At 70.4% G+C, this 25,349-nt stretch carries 25 protein-coding genes; 20 read left to right on the forward strand and 5 right to left on the reverse strand.

Going from position 1 to position 25,349, the window contains the following annotated elements:
- The first annotated feature begins 20 nt into the window (after window positions 1-20).
- The 4 genes from A9977_RS29060 (at window position 21) to A9977_RS29075 (ending at window position 3,197) form a co-directional block, all read left to right on the forward strand.
- Entirely contained in the window at window positions 21-761 is a 741-nt protein-coding gene (locus A9977_RS29060; protein WP_183028377.1) for a DUF2145 domain-containing protein, read from the forward strand.
- A 31-nt stretch (window positions 762-792) separates the two neighbouring features.
- Entirely contained in the window at window positions 793-1,875 is a 1,083-nt protein-coding gene (locus A9977_RS29065; protein WP_183028289.1) for a zinc ribbon domain-containing protein, read from the forward strand.
- 64 nt (window positions 1,876-1,939) lie between these two features.
- Window positions 1,940-2,326 (forward strand): DUF3597 domain-containing protein, encoded by a 387-nt coding sequence (locus tag A9977_RS29070; RefSeq protein ID WP_183028290.1) that lies wholly within the window; start codon window positions 1,940-1,942, stop codon window positions 2,324-2,326.
- 163 nt (window positions 2,327-2,489) lie between these two features.
- Window positions 2,490-3,197: a hypothetical protein gene (locus tag A9977_RS29075; RefSeq protein WP_183028291.1), complete on the forward strand. Its 708-nt coding sequence runs from the start codon at window positions 2,490-2,492 to the stop codon at window positions 3,195-3,197.
- Between the two features lie 18 nt (window positions 3,198-3,215).
- Here the strand turns inward: A9977_RS29075 and tgt are convergent, their stop codons facing one another.
- Both tgt and queA read right to left on the reverse strand, forming a co-directional pair.
- Entirely contained in the window at window positions 3,216-4,388 is a 1,173-nt protein-coding gene (tgt, locus tag A9977_RS29080; RefSeq protein WP_183028292.1) for a tRNA guanosine(34) transglycosylase Tgt, read from the reverse strand.
- 2 nt (window positions 4,389-4,390) lie between these two features.
- Window positions 4,391-5,431, reverse strand: a complete 1,041-nt coding sequence (gene queA, locus A9977_RS29085; RefSeq protein ID WP_183028293.1) for a tRNA preQ1(34) S-adenosylmethionine ribosyltransferase-isomerase QueA — start codon at window positions 5,429-5,431, stop codon at window positions 4,391-4,393.
- Between the two features lie 138 nt (window positions 5,432-5,569).
- Between queA and A9977_RS29090 the strand changes: the two genes are divergently transcribed.
- The 4 genes from A9977_RS29090 to recG are packed head-to-tail and all read left to right on the forward strand — an operon-like array spanning window position 5,570 to window position 9,882.
- A complete protein-coding gene (locus tag A9977_RS29090) occupies window positions 5,570-6,247 on the forward strand; it encodes a DUF4166 domain-containing protein (protein ID WP_183028294.1) in 678 nt (225 codons plus the stop codon).
- Window positions 6,244-6,609: a hypothetical protein gene (locus tag A9977_RS34800; protein ID WP_405054715.1), complete on the forward strand. Its 366-nt coding sequence runs from the start codon at window positions 6,244-6,246 to the stop codon at window positions 6,607-6,609. The genes A9977_RS29090 and A9977_RS34800 overlap by 4 nt, the downstream gene beginning before the upstream one ends.
- Window positions 6,564-7,742, forward strand: a complete 1,179-nt coding sequence (locus tag A9977_RS29095; protein ID WP_405054716.1) for a TIGR01777 family oxidoreductase — start codon at window positions 6,564-6,566, stop codon at window positions 7,740-7,742. Before A9977_RS34800 ends, A9977_RS29095 begins: the two co-directional genes overlap by 46 nt.
- Before the next feature lie 10 nt (window positions 7,743-7,752).
- The gene (recG, locus tag A9977_RS29100) at window positions 7,753-9,882 is read left to right on the forward strand and encodes an ATP-dependent DNA helicase RecG (RefSeq protein WP_183028295.1); all 2,130 of its coding nucleotides are present in this window, start codon (window positions 7,753-7,755) and stop codon (window positions 9,880-9,882) included.
- A gap of 1 nt (window position 9,883) precedes the next feature.
- Here recG and serB read toward each other — a convergent pair whose 3' ends face one another.
- Together serB and A9977_RS29110 are read right to left on the reverse strand one after the other, a co-directional pair.
- Window positions 9,884-10,576 carry a phosphoserine phosphatase SerB gene (gene serB / locus A9977_RS29105; protein ID WP_183028296.1) on the reverse strand — a complete coding sequence of 231 codons (693 nt, stop codon included), beginning with the start codon at window positions 10,574-10,576 and terminating at the stop codon, window positions 9,884-9,886.
- The gene (locus A9977_RS29110; protein WP_183028297.1) at window positions 10,573-11,469 is read right to left on the reverse strand and encodes a LysR substrate-binding domain-containing protein; all 897 of its coding nucleotides are present in this window, start codon (window positions 11,467-11,469) and stop codon (window positions 10,573-10,575) included. The genes serB and A9977_RS29110 overlap by 4 nt, the downstream gene beginning before the upstream one ends.
- Window positions 11,470-11,680: 211 nt before the next feature.
- Here A9977_RS29110 and A9977_RS29115 point away from each other — a divergent pair, with 211 nt between their 5' ends.
- Genes A9977_RS29115 through A9977_RS29130 form a run of 4 tightly spaced genes read left to right on the forward strand, consistent with a single transcriptional unit; the run spans window position 11,681 to window position 15,960 of the window.
- Window positions 11,681-12,766 carry an ABC transporter ATP-binding protein gene (locus A9977_RS29115; protein WP_183028298.1) on the forward strand — a complete coding sequence of 362 codons (1,086 nt, stop codon included), beginning with the start codon at window positions 11,681-11,683 and terminating at the stop codon, window positions 12,764-12,766.
- A 16-nt stretch (window positions 12,767-12,782) separates the two neighbouring features.
- Window positions 12,783-14,429, forward strand: a complete 1,647-nt coding sequence (locus tag A9977_RS29120; RefSeq protein ID WP_183028299.1) for an iron ABC transporter permease — start codon at window positions 12,783-12,785, stop codon at window positions 14,427-14,429.
- A gap of 20 nt (window positions 14,430-14,449) precedes the next feature.
- Window positions 14,450-15,430, forward strand: coding sequence for an ABC transporter substrate-binding protein (locus A9977_RS29125; protein WP_183028300.1), 981 nt, complete (start codon window positions 14,450-14,452; stop codon window positions 15,428-15,430).
- 44 nt (window positions 15,431-15,474) lie between these two features.
- Entirely contained in the window at window positions 15,475-15,960 is a 486-nt protein-coding gene (locus A9977_RS29130) for a GNAT family N-acetyltransferase (protein WP_183028301.1), read from the forward strand.
- Between the two features lie 74 nt (window positions 15,961-16,034).
- Here the strand turns inward: A9977_RS29130 and A9977_RS29135 are convergent, their stop codons facing one another.
- Window positions 16,035-16,739 (reverse strand): GntR family transcriptional regulator, encoded by a 705-nt coding sequence (locus A9977_RS29135; RefSeq protein WP_183028302.1) that lies wholly within the window; start codon window positions 16,737-16,739, stop codon window positions 16,035-16,037.
- Between the two features lie 310 nt (window positions 16,740-17,049).
- Here A9977_RS29135 and A9977_RS29140 point away from each other — a divergent pair, with 310 nt between their 5' ends.
- The 8 genes from A9977_RS29140 (at window position 17,050) to A9977_RS29175 (ending at window position 25,306) form a co-directional block, all read left to right on the forward strand.
- A complete protein-coding gene (locus tag A9977_RS29140) occupies window positions 17,050-17,787 on the forward strand; it encodes a DUF969 domain-containing protein (RefSeq protein ID WP_183028303.1) in 738 nt (245 codons plus the stop codon).
- A gap of 2 nt (window positions 17,788-17,789) precedes the next feature.
- Window positions 17,790-18,746, forward strand: a complete 957-nt coding sequence (locus A9977_RS29145; protein WP_183028304.1) for a DUF979 domain-containing protein — start codon at window positions 17,790-17,792, stop codon at window positions 18,744-18,746.
- Window positions 18,747-18,756: 10 nt separating this feature from the next.
- The gene (pcp, locus tag A9977_RS29150; RefSeq protein ID WP_183028305.1) at window positions 18,757-19,428 is read left to right on the forward strand and encodes a pyroglutamyl-peptidase I; all 672 of its coding nucleotides are present in this window, start codon (window positions 18,757-18,759) and stop codon (window positions 19,426-19,428) included.
- Window positions 19,429-19,475: 47 nt separating this feature from the next.
- Window positions 19,476-20,240, forward strand: coding sequence for a LamB/YcsF family protein (locus A9977_RS29155; RefSeq protein ID WP_183028306.1), 765 nt, complete (start codon window positions 19,476-19,478; stop codon window positions 20,238-20,240).
- Window positions 20,241-20,242: 2 nt separating this feature from the next.
- Complete coding sequence (locus A9977_RS29160) at window positions 20,243-21,808, forward strand: urea amidolyase family protein (protein ID WP_183028378.1); 1,566 nt, start codon at window positions 20,243-20,245, stop codon at window positions 21,806-21,808.
- Between the two features lie 11 nt (window positions 21,809-21,819).
- The gene (locus tag A9977_RS29165) at window positions 21,820-23,547 is read left to right on the forward strand and encodes a biotin carboxylase N-terminal domain-containing protein (protein ID WP_183028307.1); all 1,728 of its coding nucleotides are present in this window, start codon (window positions 21,820-21,822) and stop codon (window positions 23,545-23,547) included.
- Window positions 23,548-23,621: 74 nt separating this feature from the next.
- A complete protein-coding gene (locus tag A9977_RS29170) occupies window positions 23,622-24,587 on the forward strand; it encodes a LysR substrate-binding domain-containing protein (RefSeq protein WP_183028308.1) in 966 nt (321 codons plus the stop codon).
- A 107-nt stretch (window positions 24,588-24,694) separates the two neighbouring features.
- Window positions 24,695-25,306: a Dps family protein gene (locus A9977_RS29175; RefSeq protein WP_259652208.1), complete on the forward strand. Its 612-nt coding sequence runs from the start codon at window positions 24,695-24,697 to the stop codon at window positions 25,304-25,306.
- Window positions 25,307-25,349 lie beyond the last annotated feature (43 nt).

Here is a 25,349-nt window from a genome sequence, read left to right on the forward strand (position 1 = left end):
CCGGGGCCTTCCTCTTCCCCATGCAGGCGCATGCGGGGCGCTCCTGCGAACAGGCCCGGCCGACGCCGGAGAACGTGATGCAGGGCATGCAGCTGGCCGAGCGCACCTCGCAGGCGCTGGACGCGAGCGGCGCACGCGTCGTGCTGCTGGCCCGTGCCGGCCAGGACCTCACGCGCTACGGCCTGCAGTGGTCGCACATGGGCCTGGCCTACAAGACCGAGGCCGGCCCCTGGCGCGTGGCGCACAAGCTCAACCAGTGCGGCACCGCCGTCGCCGGCGTGTACCGCCAGGGCCTGGGCGAGTTCTTCCTCGACGATCCCTGGCGCTACCGGGCCGCGTGGTCGGTGCCGACGCCGGCCGTACAGGCACAGCTGCTGGCGCTGCTGGAAGCCCCGAGCGACAGCCTGGTGCGGCTGCACACCCCGGCCTACAGCATCGTGAGCTATGCCTGGGCGCAGAAGTACCAGCAGTCCAACCAGTGGGCGCTGGAGACGCTGGCCGCCGCGATGGAGCCCGGCACCATCCGCACCCGCGCGCAGGCCCAGGCCTGGCTGCAGTTCAAGGGCTACGAGCCGGGCGTGTTGCAGCTCGGGCCGCTGACGCGACTCGGAGGGCGCGTGAGCAAGGCCAACGTGGCCTTCGACGACCATCCCAACGACAAGCGTTTCTCGGACCGCATCGAGACCATCACGGCCGACTCGGTGTTCGTCTGGCTGCAGCGCAGCGGGCTCGGCGCGGCACCGGTCACACTGGCCCTCTGAGACCTGTTCACATCGCCTGAAGGAAAAAAGAATGAGCAAATCCCTGCGTCTGTCGGAGAAGTGGTTCCGTCGCGGCCTGTGGGTCGTGGCGCTGGTGTTCGCCGGCTTCCTGATCGGGCTCGGCGGCACGCTGGTGAACGACCTGCCGCGGGTCGAGCGCACGCTGCAGACCGACGACTTCATCGACCGCGCCGCGGCCGATCCGCTGCGCGACGGTGTGCGCGAGGCCGAGCGCATCGAGCAGCAGGCGGCCAGCGCGCTCGAACAGGCCGAACTCCAGCGCAGCGCCGCCGCGCAGAGCAGCCGCAGCGCGCGCGAAACCTTCGGCAACTGGATCGCCACGCGCCGCGCCACCGCGCAGCCCGACCAGGACACCGAGCTCATCGCCCGCACGCGCGCGCTGGACGCGCTCAAGGCCAGGGAGGACGCGGCGCAGCAGAAGGTCGAGGCGCAGCAGCAGGTGGCGCTCGATGCGCGCCAGGCCCAGGAGGCCGCGCAGCGCAAGCTGGCGGTGCTCGAGCACGACGCCGAGCAGCGGCTGCAGGCCGAGTACCGCCGCGTCGAGCTGCGCGTGTTCGGCTACCGGCTCGCGCTGACCCTGCCGCTGCTGCTGATCGCGGGCTGGCTGTTCGTGAAGAAGCGCAAGAGCACCTACTGGCCCTTCGTCTGGGGCTTCATCCTCTTCGCGCTGTTCGCCTTCTTCGTCGAGCTCGTGCCCTACCTGCCCAGCTACGGCGGCTATGTGCGCTACATCGTGGGCATCGTGATCACCGTGCTGGTGGGGCGCTACGCGATCGTCGGGCTCAACCGCTACCTCGCGCGCCAGAAGCTGGCCGAGGCCCAGCCCGACATCGTGCGCCGCGAGGAACTCAGCTACGACACCGCGCTGACCCGGCTGGCCAAGAGCGTGTGCCCGGGCTGCGAGCGGCCGGTCGATTTGAAGAACGCCGAGATCGACTTCTGCCCGCACTGCGGCATCGGCCTGTTCGACCACTGCGGCACCTGCGATGCGCGCAAGAGCGCGTTCTCGAAGTTCTGCCATGCCTGCGGGACTTCCGCACATCCCGCCGCGCGATCGCAGGGGGAAGCGCTGGCCGGGGCCGCACCCGCGTGATAGAAGCGGGAGCGGCGCCTCGCGCGCCCGCTTTCACCGGTCCGTTCAACCCCCAAGGAATCCCATGAGCATCTTCGGCAGCATCCTCTCCAAGATCTTCCCGTCGGCCCAGGCCGCACCGGCACCGGCCCCCGCGCCTGCACCGGCCGCTGCCGGCGCGCCCGCACCCGCGGTCGCGGCACCGCCGCCGGCCATCCCGCTGGGCGACGTGGCCGCCGTGCTCGACGCGATGCCCGGCGCCGCCAGCCTCAACTGGCGCACCTCCATCGTCGACCTCATGAAGCTGCTCGGCCTCGACAGCAGCCTGGCCGCGCGCAAGGAACTGGCGGCCGAACTGAGCTACGGCCAGGACACCAGCGACAGCGCCAAGATGAACATCTGGCTGCATCGCCAGGTCATGACCAAGCTGGCGGCCAACGGCGGCACGGTGCCGGCCGAACTGCGCGACTGATCGCCGCGATCCGCGTTTTCTCCGAAGCCCGGCGCTGCCGGGCTTTTTTCATGCACGCCGGAATGGAAGGCCTGGTCCGACATCGCTGGCGCGCGATGGCGTCTAAGGTGAAGCCACGGTGTCGCCCGGCATCGCACGCAATCAGACAGAAGGAGATCGATCGATGGCCTACACCTTGACCCAAGCCCGCGGCCTGCTCACCGCAGCCGAGCTGAGTCTGTTCGACCAGAGCCGCGCCGCCCCGATCAAGGACCTGACCCTGGCGCGCCTGCGCGGGAAGGTGACACGCGCACGTGCACTGCGCGACAAGTACCGGGACCTCTACCGACGCCAGACCGTGGCCACGCGTGGCACGCCCGCGAGCAAGCGCTCGGCCGTCGGTGGCGACAACGAGCGCACCGGCCGCAAGGCCGAGGTCTTCGCCGAGGTGCTCGGGCGTTTCGAGGATCGGCTGACGCTGCTCGAAGGGCGTGCCGAACGTGAGGCCGGCAAGGTCGCGCCGGCGAAGAAGACCGCGCGATCGAAGGCCGTGACGGCGCCCAAGGCCCCGGCCAAGAAGGCGGTCGCGAAGAAGGTCGTCGCCACGAAAGCCAAGCCCGTGCGCCTCAAGACCGCGGTCAGGAAGGCGCTGAAGCTCAAGCAGGCGGCCGTGGGCCATGGGTCGTCGGATACGCGCTCGGCCAAGGCGCCCGCGGCGCAATCGCCGCTGGGTGCGGCCGCCGCCGGTGCGCCGCAGCAGACCGCGCCGCTCGACATCCCCGCGCGAGCCGCGCGCCGCAATCCCCTGAAGGAAAGCGCGGCCGGCATCGCCCTGCATGCGCATGCGGGCTCGCAGACCCGGCGCGCACAGGGCAAGCGCGACAGTCGCTGAGGCCTGCCCGGCGACGTCTCAGACGCCGCGCGCGCGCTCGGCCTTGAACTGCGCGCGGAATTCGGTGAAGCGCCCGGCGTCGAGCGCCTCGCGGATCTCGCGCATCAGGTTCAGGTAGTAATGCAGGTTGTGGATGGTGCACAGCATCGGGCCGAGCATTTCGCCGCAGCGGTCGAGGTGGTGCAGGTAGGCGCGGCTGAAGCCTTCGCGGCCGCCGTCGTTCCACGACACGCCCGAGGTGCCCGCGCAGGCGTGGCAGGTGCAGCTCGGGTCAACCGGCTGCGGGTCGCTCTTGTGGCGCGCGTTGCGCATCTTGAGGTCGCCGAAGCGGGTGAACATCGTGCCGTTGCGCGCATTGCGCGTGGGCATCACGCAGTCGAACATGTCGACGCCGTCGGCCACGCCCTGCACCAGGTCCTCGGGCGTGCCCACGCCCATCAGGTAGCGCGGCTTGTGGGCCGGCAGCCGGTGCGGCGTGTGGCCCATGATGTGCAGCATCTCGGCCTTGGGCTCGCCCACGCTCACGCCGCCGATCGCATAGCCGGGGAAGTCCATCTCGACCAGCGCGGCCAGCGACTCCTCGCGCAGGTTCTCGAACATGCCGCCCTGCACGATGCCGAACAGCGCGTTCGGGTTCTCCAGCTTCTCGAACTCGGCCTGGCAGCGCTTGGCCCAGCGCAGGCTCAGCTCCATCGAGGTGCGGGCCTCGGCCTCGGTCGTGATGTGGCCGTTGGTGTCGTAGGGCGTGCACTCGTCGAACTGCATGACGATGTCGCTGTTGAGGATGGTCTGGATCTGCATCGAGACCTCGGGCGTGAGGAACAGCTTGTCGCCGTTGACCGGCGAGGCGAACTTCACGCCTTCCTCGCTGATCTTGCGCATCGCGCCCAGCGACCAGACCTGGAAGCCGCCCGAGTCGGTGAGGATGGGCTTGTCCCATTTCTCGAAGCCGTGCAGCCCGCCGAAGCTGGCCATCACGTCGAGGCCGGGCCGCATCCACAGGTGGAAGGTGTTGCCCAGGATGATCTGCGCGCCCATCTCCTCGAGGCTGCGCGGCATCACGCCCTTGACGGTGCCGTAGGTACCCACGGGCATGAAGATCGGCGTCTGCACCTTGCCGTGGTTGAGCGTGAGCGTGCCGCGGCGTGCGTGGCTGTCGGGGTCGGTGGTGAGGAGGTCGAAGTTCAGCATGTTCAGTCCTGTCGTGCCAGCAGCATGGCGTCGCCATAGCTGAAGAAGCGGTAGCGGTTCTCGATCGCGTGCGCATAGAGCGCCATCACGCGCTCGTAGCCGGCCAGCGCGCTCACCAGCATCATCAGCGTGCTCTTGGGCAGGTGGAAGTTGGTCAGCAGCAGGTCGACGTGCGCGAAGGCGAAGCCCGGCGTGATGAAGATGCGGGTGTCGCCCGAGGCTTCGCCGCTTTTGGCCCACGATTCGAGCGTGCGCACGGTGGTGGTGCCGACCGCGACCACACGGCCGCCGCGGGCCTTGCATTCGGCAATCGCGCGCTGCGTGGCCTCGGGCACGTCGTAGCGCTCGGCATGCATGGTGTGCTCGGCGATGTTCTCGGTCTTGACCGGCTGGAAAGTGCCCGCGCCCACGTGCAGCGTGACGCTGGCGCGCTGCACGCCGCGCGCTTCGAGCTGGGCCAGCAGGCCTTCGTCGAAATGCAGCGCGGCGGTCGGCGCGGCCACCGCGCCGGGCACGCGCGCGAACACGGTCTGGTAGCGGCTCTCGTCCTCGGCCGAATCGCTGTGCTCGATGTAGGGCGGCAGCGGCACGTGGCCGCAGCGCGCCATCAGCGCATAGGGGTCCTCGCCGGCCGGGCTCTCGAAGGCGAAGCGGAACAGCGCGCCGTCGTCCTCGGGCCAGCGGCCGAGCAGGGTGGCGCTGAAGCCGCCGACCATCTGCAGCACGGTGCCCACGGGCGGCTTCTTGCTGACCTTCATGTGGGCCACGACTTCCTGGCCGGTCAGCACGCGCTCGACCAGCAGCTCGAGCTTGCCGCCGGTCGGCTTCTCGCCGAACAGCCGGGCCTTGACCACGCGGGTGTCGTTGAAGACCAGCAGGTCGCCGCTGCGCAGCAGGCCGGGCAGGTCGCGGAAGATGCGGTCGACCGGCGTGTCGCCCGTGCCGTCGAGCAGGCGGGAGGAGGTGCGTTCGGTGGCCGGGTGTTGTGCCACCAGTTCGGGGGGCAGGTCGAAATCGAAATCGGAGAGCGTGAAGGCGCGCATGGTGCTTGAGGGCCGGACGGGCCCGTGCCAAGGAGGCATGAGGAGAGAAAAGGGGAAGGCGGCTGGAATTGTCCCATGCCAGGAAACAGGGCATCGAAACGGGGGCATGGCGCCCGGTGGCCGAGGCAGAATCGACGCATGCCTGATTCACTTGCCGCGCGCATTGCACCCCCGCCCGGCGGCCCCTCCGAAGGCGAACTCTTCAAGAAGATCCTCGGGCGCAGATGGCAGGGCCTGCATCCCGACATCCGGCGGCGCTTCGACAAGAACCCGTCGCCGGGCCAGGCGCTGCACTACCGGGGCGCACTCAGCGAACTGCGCTGCTCGCGCTTCGGCAAGCTGCTGGGCCACCTGACGCAGCCGCTGATCCAGGGCGCGCTGATTCCCTACAGCGACGCCGACTTTCCGGTCGAGATCCAGGTCTACGCCAGGCCGAACGACCCGGCCATCTACAAGCAGCGCATCTACCGGCTGCATGGCCGCCAACCGATCCAGTTCACCAGTTTCATGCGCGAGAGCGAACGCGGCGAGGTGCTGGAGTACGTGGGCATGGGCCTGGGCATGAAGCTGGTGCTGAGCGTGGAAGACAACGGCAGCCTGCATTTCCAGAGCGACGGCTACTTCTGGGACGTGCTCGGCTGGCGCATTCCGCTGCCCGGCCTGCTCACGCCGGGCAAGACCTTCCTCTGGCACCACAACGAGACGCCGGAGCGCTTCAACATCCGCATCGAGATCCGCCACTGGCTGATGGGCACCACCTTCACCCAGGTCGGCGTGTTCGAGGAAGTGGCCGCGCCGAAGACGGTGGCCGCATGACCCTCGACACCCACCTGCTGGCGCTGCAGCTCATGGCCGCCCAGGGTGTGATGGGCGCCTTCGACACGCTCTATCACCACGAAGGCACCGAGGCGCTGGCGCAGCGAAACAGCGCGCGGCGCGAGCTGTCCATCCATGCCGTGCGCTCGGCTATCTACTGCGCGATGTTCATCGGGCTGTCGTCCTGGGCCTGGCACGGCCTGTGGGCGGGGGTGCTGCTCGCGGTGTTCGGCGTCGAGATCGTGCTCACGCTGTGGGACTTCGTGGTCGAAGACGGCAGCGCCTGCTGCCGCCCACCGAGCGCGTCACGCACACGGTGCTGGCCATCAACGCCGGCGCGTTCATCGCGCTGCTGGCGATGAACGCGGTGGACTGGGCGGCACAACCCACGGCCTTGGTGTGGCAGCCGCAAGGCTGGCTCGGCGCCTTTCTTGCGCTGTGCGGGGTGGGCGTGGGCCTCTCGGGGCTGCGCGACGGCTTGGCGGCGCATGCGCTGTTCCGTCGCACCGCGCAGGAGGAACAGCGCGCGGTCGATGCGCCGGTGCGCTTCGGCCACAAGCCGCAGCGCGTGCTGGTGACCGGCGGCACCGGCTTCATCGGCCAGATCCTGGTGCGCCACCTGCTGGCCGACGGCCATGCGGTGACGGTCTGGACGCGCGATGCGCGCGCGGCCGCCTGGGGCTTCGGCGGCGCGGTGCGCTGCGTGCAGGCGCTCGAGCAGATCCCGGCAACCGACGATGTCGACGTGGTCGTCAACCTGGCCGGCGCGCGCATCCTCGGCCAGCGCTGGAGCGAGCGGCGCCAGCGCCAGCTGATGCAGAGCCGCGCGGGCCTGACGAGCACGCTGGTTGCGTGGATCGCCACGCGACCGCGCAAGCCCTGGCTGCTGCTGTCGGGTTCGGCCATCGGCTACTACGGCGTGCAGCCGCAGGGCGATACCGCCGAGCTGGCCGAAGACGCACCGCCGCAGGACCTCTTCATGTCGACGCTGTGCCAGGCCTGGGAGCAGGCGGCGCGCGGCGCCGTCGCGCACGGCGTGCACGTGGCCTGCATGCGCTTCGGCTTCGTGCTGGGCCACCAGGGTTCGCTGCCGCAACTGCTGCTGCCGGTGGCGCTCGGCATGGGCGGGCGCCTGGGCAGCGGGCGGCAGTGGCTGTCGTGGGTGCATGTGCATGACGTGATCCGCGCGATGGCCCATGTGTGGACGCTGACCGAACAACAGGAGGCCGCCAACGGTGCGGCCGCGCAGGCCTTCAACTGCACCGCGCCCGGCGCGCTCACGCAGGAAGAATTCACCCGCACGGCCGCCAGTGTGATGCACCGTCCCTTCTGGATGCCCACGCCCGCCGCGCCGGTCCGGCTGCTGTTGGGCGAACAGGCGGACCTGCTGCTCGAAGGCCAGCGCGTGGTGCCCGCGCGCCTGCTGCAGACCGGCTTCCGCTTCGCGTTCCCCGATGCGCGCAGCGCCTTGACGGACCTTTGCCGTCCGCGCTAGAAGCCCCTCCGTGCCCGCCAAGAAAACCCCGTCCCCCGCCACCGCCGCAAGCCCTGCCGCGCCTGCACCCGCGGGCCCGCCCGGCACCGGCCTGAGCCTGGTGCAGCGCGCGCTGCGCAAGCTCGGCCTGGTGCGCGACATCGACTTCGCGCTCTACCTGCCGATGCGCTACGAGGACGAGACGCGCATCGTGCGCATCGCCGACCTGCGCGAGGGCGACCTGGGCCAGTTCGAGGCTGTCGTGACCGAGAGCGAGGTGAGCTACCGCCCGCGCCGCCAGCTGGTGGTGACGGTCGACGACGGCAGCGACACCTGCCAGCTGCGCTTCTTCAATTTCTATCCCTCGCAGCAGAAGCAGCTCGCGGTCGGCGCCAGGGTGCGCGTGCGCGGCGAGATGCGCGGCGGCTTCATCGGGCGGCAGATGCTGCACCCCACGATCAAGGCCGCGGGCACCGCACTGCCCAGCGCGCTCACGCCCGTCTACCCGACCGTGGCCGGCCTGGCGCAGCCGGTGCTGCGGCGCGAGGTGCGCTCGGGCCTGGCGCGCGCGGTGCTCGACGAGACCATCCCGGTGCAGATCGGCCTGCGCGGTGCCTGGGACCTGCGCGCCTCGCTGAGCTTCCTGCACTACCCGACGCCCGACGTGTCGATGGCCGCGCTCGAGGACCACAGCCACCCGGCCTGGCAGCGCATCAAGGCCGAGGAACTGCTGGCGCAGCAGCTGTCGCAGCTGCAGGCCCGGCTGGAGCGCGCGGCCCAGCGCGCGCCGAGGCTGCCGTCGTCGGCCGAGCCGCTGGCCAGCTCGCTGCATGCGCAGCTGCTCGCGGTGCTGCCCTTCGGCCTGACCGGTGCGCAGCGGCGCGTGGGCGAAGAAATCACGCACGACCTCGGCCGCGAGATCCCGATGCACCGGCTGCTGCAGGGCGACGTGGGCTCGGGCAAGACCGTGGTGGCCGCGCTCGCGGCGGCGCGCGCCATCGACGCGGGCTTTCAGTGCGCGCTGATGGCACCGACCGAGATCCTGGCGGCCCAGCATTTCGGCAAGCTGGTGGGCTGGCTCGATCCGCTGCTGGCCGCGCGCGGCCTGCGCGTGGCCTGGCTCACGGGCAGCCAGAAGAAGAAGGAGCGCGAGCAGATGTCGGCCGCGGTCGAGAGCGGCGAGGCCGCGCTGGTGATCGGCACCCATGCCGTGATCTCGGAGAAGGTGCGCTTCAAAAACCTCGCGCTCGCGCTGATCGACGAGCAGCACCGCTTCGGCGTCGCGCAACGGCTCGCGCTGCGCGGCAAGGCCGTCGGCGACCTCGAACCCCACCTGCTGATGATGAGCGCCACGCCCATCCCGCGCACCCTGGCGATGAGCTACTACGCCGACCTCGATGTCTCCACGCTCGACGAGCTGCCGCCGGGCCGCACGCCCATCGTGACCAAGCTGGTGGCCGAGCACCGGCGCGACGAGGTCATCGACCGCATCCAGTCGCAGATCTCGCAGGGCCGGCAGGTCTACTGGGTCTGCCCGCTGATCGAGGAGAGCGAGGCGGTCGACCTGCGCAACGCCACCGAGACCCGCGACGAGCTGGCCGACACGCTGGGCGACGCGGTCCAGGTCGGCCTGCTGCATTCGCGCATGCCCACGGCCGAGAAGGCGGCGGTGATGGCGGCCTTCACCGCCAACGAGATCCAGGTGCTGGTGAGCACCACGGTGATCGAGGTGGGGGTCGACGTGCCAAACGCTTCGCTGATGGTGATCGAGCACGCCGAGCGCTTCGGCCTGTCGCAGCTGCACCAGCTGCGCGGGCGCGTGGGGCGCGGCGCCGCGGCCTCGGCCTGCGTGCTGCTCTACGCGCCGGGCGACAGCGGCCGCGTGGGCGAGACCGCGCGGGCCCGGCTCAAGGCCATGGCCGAGACCGGCGACGGCTTCGAGATCGCGCGGCGCGACCTCGAGATCCGCGGGCCCGGCGAATTCCTCGGCGCGCGCCAGTCGGGCGCGCCGCTGCTGCGCTTCGCCGACCTCACGACCGACGTGCTGCTGCTCGACTGGGCGCGCGAGCTGGCGCCGGTGATGCTGGAAAAACACCCCGAACTGGCGCAGCGCCACATCGACCGCTGGCTGGGCACCAAGGCCGAATATCTGAAGGCCTGACTCAGCCCACGTCTTCGAACAGATCGAGCAGCCGGTCCAGCCCGCCTTCGTCGATGCACACCATGGCCTGCGCGCGCACCGCGGGCTTGCCGTGGTAGGCCACCGACAGCCCGGCCGCGCCCAGCATCGGCAGGTCGTTGGCGCCGTCGCCCACCGCGATGGCCTGGGCCGGCGTGATGCCCAGCGCGCGGCAGCATTCGAGCAGCTTGTCCTTCTTGGCCTCGCCGTCGCAGACCTCGCCCCAGGGCTGGGCCAGCATGCGGCCGGTGAGTTTTCCGTCCTCGATCTCGAGCACGTTGGAGCGCGTGTCGTCGAGCCGCAAGCGGTCGCGCAGGCGGTCGGTGAAAAAGGTGAAGCCGCCGCTCAGCAGGATCACCCGCAGGCCGGCGCGCTGGCAGGTGGCGATCAGGGTCTCGGCGCCGGGGCTCAGGTGCAGCCGGTCGTACACGGTCTGCAGGGCCGACAGCGGCAGGCCGCGCAGCAGGGCCACGCGCTCGCGCAGGCTCGTCTTGTAGTCGGCGATCTCGCCGCGCATCGCGGCCTCGGTGAGGGCCGCGACCTCGGCGCCGCAGCCCGCGATCTCGGCCAGCGCATCGACCGTCTCGAGATCGATCAGCGTCGAGTCCATGTCGAAGGCGATCAGCCGGAAGTCCGACAGGCGCAGCGGGGCGGGGAGGGGGGTGCGGAGCTTCATGGCGCTGTCCAGTGTTGCGTGCTCAGCCAGTCGACGAACTGCCGCGCCAGTGTGGCCGCCGGCCCCTCGCTGCGGTACAGCGCATAGACGCCGGAGGCCGGCAGGCGCGGTTCGGGGAACACCAGGCGCAGCCGGTCGGCCTGGATGTCTTCCTGCAGCAGGCACCAGGGCGCGAGCGCCAGGCCAAGGTCGTTCATGGCCGCCTGCATGCAGAGGAAGTGGTGGTCGAACACCGGGCCCGGCAGCTGCGGCGGCACGCGCACGCCGGCCAGCTCGAACCAGCGCGGCCAGCTCTCCTGGCTGCCGGCCGCCTGCAGCAGCGGATGGCCCAGGCAGTCGGCCACGCCCGCGATGCGGTGGCGCTCGATGAAGCGCGGCGAGGCCACGGGCACCAGGTGGTCGTCGAGGCAGCGCACGCAGCTGTGCTCGGGGCGCTGCATGGGCATGCGGCGCACCAGCACGTCGCTGCCGGACTCGGCCTGGTCGAAGAACTGGCGGCCCAGCGTCGACAGCTGCACGTCGGCCTGCGGCGCCAGCGCCTGGAAGCCGGCCAGGCGCGGGATCAGCCACTTCATCGCCAGCGAGGGCGTGGTGCACACGCGCAGGGTGCTGCGCTGGTGGGGCGACTTCAGCGCGGCGGTGGCGCTGGCGATGCGGTCCAGGCTGGCCTGCACCTCGTTGAAGTAGTCGCGCGCATGCGGCAGCAGGCTCGCGCCGCGGGCCTCGCGCGCGAACAGCGGCTGACCCAGGTAGTCCTCCAGCAGGCGGATCTGCTGGCTGACGGCGCTGTGGGTGATGCTGAGTTCGTCGGCGGCCGTGGTGAAGTTGGCATGGCGCGCCGCCGCCTCGAAGGCGCGCAGCGCCTTCAACGGCGGCAGGCGTCGGGTCACCACCGGCGGGCCTTGGCGGACGGGCTGCTCTTCCTCATGCGTGCGATGCGCTTTCTTGTGTTCTGGGTTGCTTGCCGCCTTCGGCGGGGGGCTCGGCGCGCATCGTAGACCGGGAAGCCTGCAGAAAAACTAACCGCCGGCCCCAAAAAATACGGCTGGTGGCGGGGCAGGGCGGCCCCTAGCATCGCGCCTTCTTTCACCCTGATCCAGAGACATGGCTTCCATCACCATCGACAACGTCGTGAAGCAGTTCGCCCATCAGACGGTGCTGCAGAAGCTGTCGCTGCATGTGCCGGATGGCGCCTTCTACACGCTGCTGGGCCCGAGCGGCTGCGGCAAGACCACCTTGCTGCGCTGCATCGCGGGCTTCAACGAACCCGACGGCGGCCGCATCCTGTTCGACCAGGACGACGTGACGCGCGTGTCGACCCACCATCGCGACATCGGCATGGTGTTCCAGGACTACGCGCTGTTCCCCGACAAGACCGCCTTCGACAACCTGGCCTACGGGCTGCGCGCGCGCAAGGTGCCCAAGGCCGAGATCACGCGCCGCGTCAACGAGGCGCTGGACAAGGTGAGCCTGCTGGCGCTGGCCGACCGCTACCCGGCGCAGATGAGCGGCGGCCAGCGCCAGCGCGTCGCGCTGGCGCGCGCGCTGGTGATCCGCCCGCGCGTGCTGCTGATGGACGAGCCGCTGTCGAACCTCGACGCCAAGATGCGGCTGCAGATGCGCGACGTGATCCTCGACCTGGTGCGCGAGGCCGGCATCACCACCGTCTTCGTCACCCACGACCAGGAAGAGGCGCTCGCGATGTCGGACCGCATCGCCATCATGGACCGCGGCAGCATCGCGCAGCTGGGCACGCCCGAGGAGCTCTACGGCACGCCGGTCAATGCCTACGTGGCGGACTTCATCGGCTCGGCCAACGTGATCCCCGTGCCGGCCGAGCGCGGCGGCGAGGCGCCCGCGGGCGATGCGCCGGCGCATGTGCGCTACCGGCTGTGCGGCCAGCAGCTCGACGGCGTCCAGGGCAGCCCCACGCTGGGCGCGCAAGGCACGCTGATCGCGCGCCCCGAGGCGCTGTCGCTGATGGCGCCCGCGCCCCATGTGCCCAACGCGATCGCGGGCGTGGTGCTGCGGCGCCAGTACCTGGGCTTCAAGACCGCCTACCGCATCCGGCTGCACGACGACTCGGAGATCCGGGTCGAGCTGCACGCGGGCAACATGGTGGCCGACTTCCAGGCCGGCGACGCGGTGCAGGTGCTGGTGCCGGCCGACAGCCGCGTCGTCAGCGCCTGAGCAGGGAACGCACGCCATGAAAATCAAATGGTGGCCCTGGGGTTTCCTGACCCTGCTGAGCCTGGTCCTGCTGCTGTTCTTCGTCTTCTATCCGCTGGGCACGCTGTTCGTGAACAGCGTGCGCGACGAGTCGGGCGCGTTCTCGCTGGCCGGCTTCGTCACGCTGCTCGAGGACAGCGAGTACCTGCAGGCCTTCCGCAACACGCTGGTGCTGGGCGTGTCGGTCACGGCCTGCACGGTGGCGGTGGGCGTGCCCTTCGCCTACATGGTGGCGCGCTACGACTTCCCGCTGAAGAACCTGGTGGCGGTGCTGCCGATCATGACCATCGTGATCCCCGAGATCATCGTGGGCCAGTCGTGGCTGCTGCTGCTGGGCAACAACGGGCTGGTGACCAACCTGTTCGCGGGCCTCGGCATCGAGCTGCCGACCTTCTACGGCTGGACCGGCATGGTCTTCTCCATGACCCTGGTCTACTACACCTACATCTACCTGGGCGTGCTGGCCGCATTGCGCGGCTTCGACGGCCAGCTGGAGGAAGCCGGCCTGAGCCTGGGCACCTCGCCCTTCGTGACCAAGCTGCGCGTGCTGGTGCCGGTGATCCTGCCGGCGGTGCTGGTCAACGCGCTGGTGGTGTTCACGCTGGTGGTGGGCAACTTCGCGCTCTCGGTGGTGCTGGGCAGCCGCGTGCCGCTGCTCTCGGTCATGACCTACAACGCCTTCGTCGGCGAGATGGGCGGCAGCCCGGCGCTGCAGAGCGCGATGTCGGTGATCTCCATCGGCATCGTGGCGGTGGTGCTGTTCTTCCAGAAGCGGGTGGTGGAGCGCAAGGTCTACACCATGACCCAGGGCCGCGCGCCGGCCGTGCTGCGCGTGCGCTCGGGCGCGGCGCTCTTCTACACGCTCAGCGTGGGCGTGATCATCGTGCTGTCGATGCTGCCGCTGCTGATCGTCTTCGTGGGCGCGTTCACCGAGACCAGCGGGCCGGTGATGCGCTGGGGCCAGTGGTCGCTGTCGAGCCTGGAGCGGGCGCTGCGCGGCGCCCCCGAGCCGATCTTCAACTCGCTCAAGTTCGCCTCGATGGCGACGGTGACGGGCGTGGCCTTCGCGGTGCTGGTGAGCTACCTGACGATCAAGAAGCGCAACCCCTTCACCCAGCTGCTGGACTACATCGTGGTGCTGCCGCTGACCATCTCCGGCACGGTGCTGGGCATCGCGCTGGTCCAGACCTTCAACACCGGCTGGCTGGTGCTCGCGGGCTCGTCGGGGATCATGGTGCTGTGCTACACGGTGCGCCGGCTGCCCTTCGCGGTGCGCAACGCCTCGTCGACGCTGTTCAACATCTCCGACTCGATCGAGGAGGCCTCGATCAGCCTGGGCGTGTCGCCGCTCAAGACCTTCTTCAAGGTGCTGCTGCCGGCGATGAAGGCCTCGATCATCTCGGCCGCCATCCTGATGTGGGTGACGACGATCTCGGAGCTGTCCGCTTCCATCGTGGTCTACACGGGCGGCCTCGAGACCATGCCGATCGCGATCTTCCGCCAGGTCGACGGCGGCCGGCTGGGCCTGGCCTCGGCCTACGGCGCGGCGTTGGTCAGCGTGATCCTGCTGCCCATCATCGTGTCGATCAAGGTCTTCCGCATCAATCTCTTTTCCAGCAAGTAACCCAACCCGGAGAGCCTCTCATGTCCTTCAAGTCCCTGGCGAAATACGCGATCGCGGCCCTGGCCCTCACGGTGGGTGCCGCCCACGCGCAGACCGTGGTGCTCTACTCGTCCAACAACACCGAGACCGTCGAGACCGCGCTGGCCGTGGTCAAGAAGAAGACGCCCGCGCTGACGGTGCAGCAGGTCACGGGCGGCACCGGCACGCTGATGAAGCGCATCCAGGCCGAGGCCAAGAGCCCGCGCGGCGACGTGCTCTGGAGCGGCGGCTTCGGCACGCTGGGCGCCTACAAGGACCAGATGGCACCCTACAAGTCGCCCGACCTCGCGGCCGTGCCCGCGATCTTCCGCGGCCCGAACGACCTGTGGGTCGGCACCAACGTGCACGTGATGGTGATGATGGTCAACGAGCGCCAGCTCAAGGGCCTGCCCGCGCCCAAGACCTGGTCGGACCTGATGCGCCCCGAATGGAAGGGCAAGTTCGCCATCACCGACCCGAGCAAGAGCGCCACCGCCTACATGCTGGTCTACGGCCTGCTCAAGCAGTTCGGCCGCGACGGCCTCGACAAGCTGGCGGCCAATGCGGTCGTCACCGCCTCCTCGGGCAGCACCTACAAGGGCGTGGCCGCGGGCGAGTACCCGGTGGGCCTGACCATCGAGTACGCGGCGCAGGAGTACGTGGCCGGCGGCCAGAAGGAGATCAAGCTGGTCTACCCGACCGAGGGCAGCTACCTCGCGCCCGAAGGCATGTTCATCGTCAAGGGCGCGAAGAACATGGACGCGGCCGTCGCGCTCTATAACGGCCTCCTGAGCAAGGAAACGCAGCAGGAACTGCTGGTCAAGAACTTCCGCCGCCCGGTGCGCACCGACATCCCGGTGTCCAAGCTGACCTCGCTGCCCGACCTGGGCGCGATCAAGATCTTCCCGCTCGACCAGGAAGCGGCCTCGGCCGAGTACGAACAGCTGGTGGCGCTGTGGAACCTGGCGGTGAAGGGGCGCTGAGCGATGGGGGCATGATCGGCCTTCCTCCGACGCCATACGCCCCCATGACCGCCCTCCAGATCCGCCCGGCCGTGCAGGCCGACCTCCCCGCCATCGCCGCGCTGCTGGCCGATGACGTGCTCGGCGCCCAGCGCGAGCGCCCGGCCGATGCCTCGCTCTACGACACCGCCTGGCGCCAGATCGCAGCGCAGCCGGGCAACGAGATCTGGGTGGCGGTGCTGCCCGAAGGCGTGGTCGGCTGCCTGCAACTGATCGTGATCCCGGGGCTGGCCCGCCAGGGCGCGCTGCGGGCGCAGATCGAGGGCGTGCGCGTGGCCTCCACCCACCGCGGGCAGGAGATCGGCGAACGCCTGTTCGCCCATGCCATCGAGACCGCGCGCGCGGCCGATTGCCGGCTGGTGCAGCTCACGACCGACAAGCGCCGCACCGACGCGCACCGCTTCTATGCGCGCCTGGGCTTCGAGGCCACGCACGAGGGCATGAAGCTGGAGCTGGAACCAGGGGCACGCACCGCCTCTTCCCCTTCGTGAAATACCGAGCCGGGCCTCAGAAGTTGCCCCGATAAGGGGTTGGAGAAGCGACAGGAAGTGCGCGTAGCCTGGCGCTAGCCGTCGATGCCGCCCTCGGGCATCTGCCGCGCATACACCGCGAGCACGATGCGCTCGGAGTGGATCAGGTAATCGTTGAGCGCCGCCGCACCCTCGGCGAACTTGCCGGCCTCGATGAGTTCCAGCAGCTTGGTGTTCATGTCCACGTAGGGCGCGTGCAGGAACTCCGGGTCTTTCAAGAGGCCGAAGGCCAGCCGCAGCTCGACCAGGATGTGCGCGAACAGCACGTTCAGCCGTTCGCTGTCGGCCAGTTCCACGATGCCCTGGTGGAACTCCATGTTGGCCGTGCCCACGCCCAGCCAGTCGCCGGCGTCGCGGCAGCGCAGCGCCATCTCGACCGCCTCGCGCATGTGCTTCTTGGCCGGGTGCCGCGGGTAGGCCTGGGCCAGCGCCTGGCATTCGATGAGCCGGCGCACGCGGTAGATGTCGATGATCGACGCGATGCTGGGCACCGCCACGAACACGCCGCGGTTGGGCGCGTGCTTGAGCAGCCCCTCCTTGGTCAGCGTGCGGAACACCTCGCGCAGCGTGTTGCGCGAAATCTCGAAGCTGTCGGCCAGCGCGGCCTCCGATAGCCGCTGCCCGGGCGAAAACTCGCCTTTCACGATCTTCTGCCGGATGAGCTCCGCGACCCGGTCGTTGAGCGTCTGCGTGCCGGCGGCGGGCGCGGCAGGGGAGGTCGGGGAAGCCAGTGAAGTCATGCCGGAGAGAAGAGGAAGGGGAAAGGTGCTGGGGACCCGCGAGTTTGCAGCAGTTTCAGCCTGCCGCGCGGCCGCCACCGGTGGCACGGGGCGATGCACCAAAGCGCAGCCGACATGACCCATCTCAGGGTTTTCCTGGGGCAAGCCGGGCACTGTTGTTGGGCACACTCGCTGTAATTGTTCAACAATCTGCGATAAATGAGTGAATCAGACAATTTCGATTGCTCATTCATTGGCACGAGGTTTGCATCAACCGCGTGGCCGGCGCTCCCGCGCAAGGTGTCGCTGAATCCCAAAACGAAAGACCAACATGACTCCTGACATCCCTCACCTGTGGCCGCTGATCGGCGTGGCCGTGATCATTGCGGGCTTCATCCTGCGCTTCAATCCGATGCTGGTGGTGATCGTCACGGCCATCGTGACGGCTGCCGCCGCGGGCTTCGGCCCTATGGCCATCCTCACGGCCATCGGCACCGGCTTCATCAAGACCCGCAACCTGCCGCTGATCATTCTTCTGCCGCTGGCGGTGATCGGCCTGCTCGAGCGCCACGGCCTGCGCCAGCATGCGCAGAACTGGATCAGCCGCATCAAATCGGCCACCGCCGGCCGCCTGCTGATCGTCTACCTGGCGGCGCGCGAACTCACGGCTGCGATCGGCCTGACCAGCCTGGGCGGCCATCCGCAGATGGTGCGGCCGCTGCTCGCGCCGATGGCCGAGGGCGCCACCGAGACCCGCTACGGCAAGCTGCCCGAGCGCCTGCGCCACAAGCTGCGCGCCTATGCCGCGGCCACCGACAACGTGGGCCTGTTCTTCGGCGAGGACATCTTCGTGGCCTTCGGCGCCATCGTGCTGATGAGCACCTTCCTGCACGAGGCCGGCATCGACGTCGAGCCGCTGCACATCGCGCTGTGGGGCATCCCGACCGCGATCGCCGCCTTCGTGATCCATTCGTGGCGCCTGCGCCGGCTCGACCAGTCGATCGCCCGCGAGATGGCGGGCGAGCCGCAGCCGGTGGTGCCCGCCGTCGCCACGCCAGAGGGCCGCTGATCATGGTCCTCTCGATCCAGCACCTCTACATCCTGGTCGGCCTGATCCTCGCGGTCACGGCCGTCATGACGCTGACCGACCGGCAGCATCCCAAGCGCTACACCAGCGGCCTGTTCTGGGCGCTCTACGCGCTGGTCTTCCTGATCGGCGACAAGCTGCCGCCCGCCGTGGTCGGCGCCGGCGCCATCACGATGGCCGTGATCGCCGGCCTGCGCGGCGTCGGCGCGGGCAAGCACCGCGAGCCCACGCCGGCCCAGTACCAGGCCAGCGCCGCGCGCCTGGGCAACAAGCTGTTCATGCCCGCGCTGGCGATCCCGCTGGTCACGGTGATCGGCACCGTGCTGATGAGCAAGGTGAAGATCGGCGATGCCTTTCTGCTCGACCCCAAGAACACCACGCTGGTGAGCCTGGGCGTGGGCTGCGTCATCGCGTTGGCGCTGGCCTGCTGGCTGACGCGCGAGACGCCGGTGCAGGGCCTGCGCGAGTCGAGGCGCCTGACCGACGCGCTCGGCTGGGCCGTGGTGCTGCCGCAGATGCTGGGCATGCTGGGCCTGGTGTTCTCCGACGCGGGCGTGGGCAAGGCGGTGGCGCACATCACCACCAGCTACATCAACATGGACATCCGCTTCGTGGCGGTGGTGGTCTACGTGCTGGGCATGGCGCTGTTCACCATCATCATGGGCAACGGCTTCGCGGCCTTCCCGGTGATGACCGGCGGCGTGGGCGTGCCGGTGCTGGTGGGCGTGTACCACGGCGACCCGGCCGTGATGGCCGCCATCGGCATGTTCTCGGGCTACTGCGGCACGCTGATGACGCCGATGGCGGCCAACTTCAACATCGTGCCGGCCGCGCTGCTGGAGCTGCCCGACAAGAACGCGGTGATCAAGGTGCAGGTGCCGACCGCGGCCGCGCTGCTGGTGGTCAACATCTTCCTGCTGTACTTCCTGATGTTCCGCTGAGGTGCCGCCCATGACCCCGGTTGCCACGCCACCCCGCGTGCTCGTCGCGGGCTTCGAGCCCTTCGAGAACGATCCCGTCAACCCGGCCTGGGAGATCGCCCGCGCGCTCCACGGCTGGGCCTGCGAGGGCGCGGTGGTGCAGGCGCTGCAGCTGCCCTGCGTGTTCGGCCGCGCGATCGACACGCTCGACTCGGCGCTGGCCGGCCCCGCGCCGACCCTGGTGCTGTGCCTCGGCGCGGCCGGCGGGCGCACCGAGGTCTCGCTCGAGCGCGCGGCGCTGAACGTCGACGATGCGCGCATCCCCGACAACGCGGGCCAGCAGCCGATCGACGTCGAGGTGGTGGCCGGCGGTCCGGCCGCGTACTTCTCGACGCTGCCGATCAAGGCCATGGTGCGCGACATGCGCGCCGCGGGCCTGCCGGCGGCGGTGTCCAACACCGCCGGCACCTTCGTCTGCAACCACATCTTCTATGCGCTGATGCACCGGCTGGCGACGCAGTCCGCGCTCGCCTCCACGCGCGGCGGCTTCCTGCACGTGCCCTACCTGCCCGAGCAGGCTGCGTCCAAGCCGGGCGTGGCGAGCATGGCGCTCGGCGCCCAGGTCGAGGCCCTGCGGGTAGCGATCCGCACCGCGCTGACCGTGCGCCACGACGTGCGCGAGACCGCCGGCCGCCTGCATTGATGACCCCTGAGGCGCGCGCAGCCCGCGCGCCGGAGAGAGAGAACACGATGAACATCGACTTGAACAGTGACCTGGGCGAGAGCCTGGGCGTGTGGCGCATGGGCGACGACGCCGCCATGCTGTCGCTGGTGAGCAGCGCCAACGTGGCCTGCGGCTTCCATGCGGGCGACCCGGCCGGCATCCTGCGCACGCTGCGCGAGGCCCAGGCGCGCGGCGTCGCGGTCGGCGCCCACGTGGCCTACCGCGACCTCGTGGGCTTCGGCCGCCGCAACATGGACGTGGACAGCGCCGACCTGCGCGCCGACGTGATCTACCAGATCGGCGCCCTGAAGGGCCTGGCCGCCGCGGCCGGCACCACCGTGCGCTACGTGAAGCCGCACGGCGCGCTCTACAACACCATCGCCCACGACCAGCGCCAGGCGCGCGACGTGATCGCGGCGATCCGCGAAACCGATCCCACGCTGTGCCTGGTGGCGCTCGCGGGTTCGCCGCTGCTGGGCTGGGCGCGCGCCGAAGGCCTGCGCGCGGTGGCCGAAGCCTTCGCCGACCGGGCCTACACGCCCCAGGGCACGCTGGTCTCGCGGCGAGAGGCCGGCGCGGTGCTGCACGACGCCGACCTTGTGGCCGAGCGCATGCTGCGCCTGGCCACCGAGGGCGTGGTCACGGCCATCGACGGCAGCACGGTGCGCATCGAGGCCGAGTCGGTCTGCGTGCACGGCGACAGCCCGGGCGCGGTCGAGATGGCGCGCCAGGTGCGCGCGCGGCTCGCGCAGGCGAGCGTGCACATCCGCTCCTTCGTGGACGCCGCATGACGATGCGCTTCCTGCCGGTCAACCTGAACGCGCTGCTGGTCGAGCTCGACGACCTGCCGCAGACGCTGGCGCTGCTGGCCTCGCTGCGCGCCGAACCCATCGCGGGCATCGAGGAGCTGGTGCCCGCGGCGCGCACGCTGCTGGTCAGCTTCCGGCCGGCGGCGATCGCGGCCGACGAACTCCGGCGGCGCATCGGCCAGCGCCGGCTCGACGCCCGCGAGACGCGCGTCGACAAGCGCATCGAGATCCCGGTGCGCTACGACGGCGAGGACCTCGCCGAAGTCGCCGCGCTGCTGGGCACCACGCCCGAGGACGTGGTGCGCCGCCACACGGGCAGCGACTACACCGTGGCCTTCACCGGCTTCGCGCCCGGCTTCGCCTACCTCTCGGGCGGCGACCCGAGCCTGGACGTGCCGCGCCGCCAGGTGCCGCGCACGCGCATCCCGGCCGGCGCGGTGGGCCTGGCGGGCCGCTTCAGCGGCGTCTATCCGCAGGCCAGCCCGGGTGGCTGGCAGATCCTCGGCATCACCGATGCGCCGATGTGGGACCTGTCGCGCGCGCAGCCGGCCCTGCTGCAGCCCGGCGACACGGTGCGCTTCGTGGATGTCACGGCGCAGCCGCGCGTGGCGACCGTGGCCGTGGCCGCCGCCGCGCCCGCCCGCCCTGTGGCGTCGAAGGGCAGCGCCCTCGAGATCCGCGCCCCCGGCCTGCAGGCGCTGCTGCAGGATCGCGGCCGCCATGGCCAGGCCGGGCAGGGCGTGTCCGCGTCGGGCGCGATGGACCAGCGCTCGCTGCAGGCCGCCAACCGGCTGGTGGGCAACGCCTCGGACATGGCCTGCCTGGAGATCGCCTACGGCGGCTTCCAGCTGGTCTGCCGCGGCGATGCGGTGATCGCCATCACCGGCGCCGACGGACCGGTCACCTTGACGCGTGCCGACGGGGCCGGCGGGCCGCTGCCGCGCTGGCAGCCGATCGCGCTGGCCGAGGGCGACCTGCTCGCGCTGGGCGAGCCGCGCGCCGGCATCCGCAGCTACCTGGCGGTGCGCGGCGGCTTCGACCTGGCACCGGTGCTCGGCAGCCTGTCGACCGACACGCTGGCGCGCGTCGGCCCGCCGGCCCTGGCCGCGGGCGATGTGCTGCCGGTGCGCGCGGTGGCCGCGGGCGCGGTGGTCGGCGCGGCCGAGACGCCACCCGCCGACCTGCCGACGGTGCAGGAAGAGGTCGTGCTCGACATCGTGCTGGGCCCGCGCACCGACTGGTTCACGCCCGACGCGCTCGCGTTGCTGTGCAGCCAGTCGTGGGCCGTCACGCCGCAATCGAACCGCGTCGGCATCCGGCTCGCGGGCGAGGTGCCGCTGGCGCGCGCCCACCACGCCGAGCTGCCCAGCGAGGGCACGGCCTACGGCGCGCTCCAGGTGCCGCCCAGCGGCCAGCCGGTGCTGTTCCTGGCCGACCACCCGCTGACCGGCGGCTACCCCGTGATCGCCTGCGTCGCGACCCACCACCTCGATCGCGCGGGCCAGATCCCGGTGGGCGCGCGCATCCGCTTCCACCCGATCGCCTCCTGAGAGTCCTCCAGATGAAAAAACTCCTGATCGCCAACCGCGGCGAAATCGCGGTGCGCATCGTGCGCGCCTGTGCCGACCACGGCGTGACATCGGTCGCGGTCTATGCCGACGCCGACCTGAACGCGATGCATGTGCGCATGGCCGACGAGGCCTACGGGCTCGAGGGCGACAAGCCCGCCGACACCTACCTGAACATCGCCAAGCTGCTGGCGGTCGCGCAGCGCAGCGGCGCCGACGCGGTGCACCCGGGCTATGGCTTCCTGTCGGAAAGCGCGGCCTTCGCGCAGGCCGTGATCGACGCCGGCCTGACCTGGGTCGGCCCCTCGCCGGCCGCGATCGCGATGCTGGGCGACAAGGTGCAGGCGCGCAAGCTCGCGCTGCAGGTCGGCGCGCCGCTGGTGGCGGGCACGGCCGACCCGGTGACGAGCGCCGCCGAGGTGCGGGCCTTCGCCGAGCGGCACGGCCTGCCGGTCGCGATCAAGGCGGCCTTCGGCGGCGGCGGCCGCGGCATCAAGGTGGCCTGGCGGCTCGACGAGATCGAGGGCCTCTACGAATCGGCGGTGCGCGAGGCCGTGACCGCCTTCGGCCGCGGCGAGTGCTACGTCGAGCAGTTCCTCGACCGCCCGCGCCACGTCGAGGCCCAGGTGCTGGCCGACACGCACGGCCACGTGGTGGTGGTCGGCACGCGTGACTGCTCGCTGCAGCGGCGCAACCAGAAGCTGGTGGAGGAGGCGCCCGCGCCCTTCCTGAGCGACGAACAGCGCGCGCGCATCCATCGGTCGGCGCGCGACATCTGCGCCGCGGCCGGCTACACCGGCGCGGGCACGGTCGAGTTCATGCTGAGCGCGAGCGGCGCGATCTCCTTCCTCGAGGTCAACACGCGGCTGCAGGTCGAGCATCCGGTGACCGAGGAAACCACGGGCCTCGACCTGGTGATCGAGCAGCTGCGCATCGCCGACGGCCTGCCGCTGTCGATCACCGAGACGCCGGTGCCGCGCGGCCATGCCTTCGAGTTCCGCATCAACGCCGAGGACGTGGGCCGCGGCTTCCTGCCTTCGCCGGGCCCGGTCAAGGTCTTCGACGCACCCTCGGGCCCGGGCGTGCGCGTGGACACGGGCGTCGATGCGGGTTCGCAGGTGCCGGGCAGCTTCGACTCGCTGATGGCCAAGCTGATCGTCAGCGGCGCCACGCGCGAACAGGCCATCGCACGGGCGCGCCGTGCGCTCAAGGAATTCCGCATCGAGGGCCTGCCCACGGTGCTGCCCTTCCACCGCGCGGCGATGGCGCATCCGGACTTCGTCTCGGCCGATGCCTTCAAGGTGCACACGCGCTGGATCGAGACCGACTTCGCCAACGGCGAGGCCGCGGCCCTGCGTCCCGACCCGCTGCCCGACACCGCGCTGCTGCGCACCGCGATCGAGGTCGACGGCCGGCGCCTGGCGCTGGGCCTGCCGGCGGTGCTGCTGAGCGGCCTGGCGTCGGTGGCGTGCGGGCCGGGCATCGCGCCGGCCGAGGCGCGCGTGGCCGACGCCGCGGCGCTGGCCGCACCGGTGTCGGGCACGCTGCAGGGCTGGAAGGTGGCCGACGGCGACACGGTGGCGCAGGGCGCGGTCGTGGCCGTGATGGAGGCGATGAAGATGGAGATGCAGGTGGTCGCGCACCGCGCCGGCCGCATCGCCTTCGCGGCCGCGGCGGGCGAGGCGGTGGCGGCGGGCGCGGTGCTCGCGGCCATCGGCTGAGCGGCCGGCCGCGGGTTCTCGTAGACCCCCGGCCCGGGCGGGTCGGGGCCCCTTGCGCATAATTGACGCAAGCTATGACTCTCACCGAACTCAAATACATCGTCGCAGTGGCGCGCGAGCGGCACTTCGGCAAGGCGGCAGAGGCCTGCTACGTTTCCCAGCCGACGCTGTCGGTGGCCATCAAGAAGCTCGAGGACGAACTCGAGGTGAAGCTGTTCGAGCGCAGCGCGGGCGAGGTCACGGTCACGCCGCTGGGCGAGCAGATCGTGCAGCAGGCGCAGAGCGTGCTCGACCAGGCGGCCAGCATCAAGGAGATCGCCAAGCGCGGCAAGGACCCGTTGGCGGGCGCGCTGAACCTCGGCATCATCTACACCATCGGCCCCTACCTGCTGCCCGACCTGGTGCGCCAGAACATCGCGCGCACGCCGCAGATGCCGCTGATGCTGCAGGAGAACTTCACCGTCAAGCTGCTGGAGATGCTGCGCGCCGGCGAGATCGACTGCGCCATCATGGCCGAGCCCTTTCCCGACACCGGCCTGGCCATCGCCGCGCTCTACGACGAGCCCTTCGTCGCGGTGCTGCCGGTGAACCATCCGCTGGCGGCCAACGAGTCGATCAGTTCGGACGAGCTCAAGAACGAGACCATGCTGCTGCTGGGCGCGGGCCATTGCTTCCGCGACCACGTGCTCGAGGTCTGTCCCGAGTTCGCGCGCTTCTCGAGCAACGCCGAGGGCATTCGCAAGAGCTTCGAGGGCTCCTCGCTCGAGACCATCAAGCACATGGTGGCCTCGGGCATGGGCGTGACGCTGGTGCCGCGGCTGTCGGTGCCGGCCGAGGCGCTCAAGCCCAAGGCCAAGGGCCGCAAGGAGCCCGAGCAGATCGTGCGCTACCTGCCGGTGCGCGACGGCGAAGGGCGCGAGCCGCCGACGCGCCGCGTGGTGCTGGCCTGGCGCCGCAGCTTCACCCGATACGAGGCGATCGCGGCGCTGCGCAATGCGATCTATGCGTGCGAGCTGCCGGGCGTGAAGCGGCTCTCCTGAGGCCGCGGCCAATGGCTGCGATAGAGTCTCGCTGTTGCGACAGGGCCGGCCGGCCTCTACAGTCGTCCCGTCGTCCGTACACCATCCACCGTCAACGAGGAATCGCCATGGCCAAAGCACCGAGCAACAACAAATCCCCCAAGAAGGCGAAGCCGCTGGTCGCGGGCGCGCCCGCGGCCGGCGCCGGCAAGGTGCCGACCAAGGGCGACGCCCAGGTCGCGCAGGAATCGGGCAGCCGCAACGCACCGATCATCAACATCGGCATCGAACGCCAGGACCGCGCGGCCATCGCCGAAGGCCTGAGCCGCGTGCTGGCCGACACCTACACGCTCTACCTCACGACCCACAACTTCCACTGGAACGTGACCGGCCCGCACTTCAACTCGCTGCACGCGATGTTCATGGGCCAGTACACCGAGCTCTGGAACTCGACCGACGTGATCGCCGAGCGCATCCGCGCGCTGGGCCACTACGCGCCGGGGTCGTACGCCGAGTTCAGCAAGATCGCCACCGTGCCCGACGTGCCGCAGACGCCGCCCAAGGCGATGGAGATGGTGCGCATCCTGGTCAAGGGCCACGAGACCGTGTCGCGCATCGCGCGCGAGTTCATCCCGGTGGCCGAGGAAGCCGGCGACGATCCGACGGCCGACATGCTGACCGCGCGCTGCACGGTGCACGACCAGACGGCCTGGATGCTGCGCTCGCTGCTGGAAGAATAAGCAGGCGGCACCGGCCCTGCGGGGCCCGGACCGGGAGCGGCAC

Origin of the sequence: Variovorax sp. UMC13, from assembly GCF_014170375.1 — a bacterium.
Taxonomy (GTDB): domain Bacteria; phylum Pseudomonadota; class Gammaproteobacteria; order Burkholderiales; family Burkholderiaceae_C; genus Variovorax.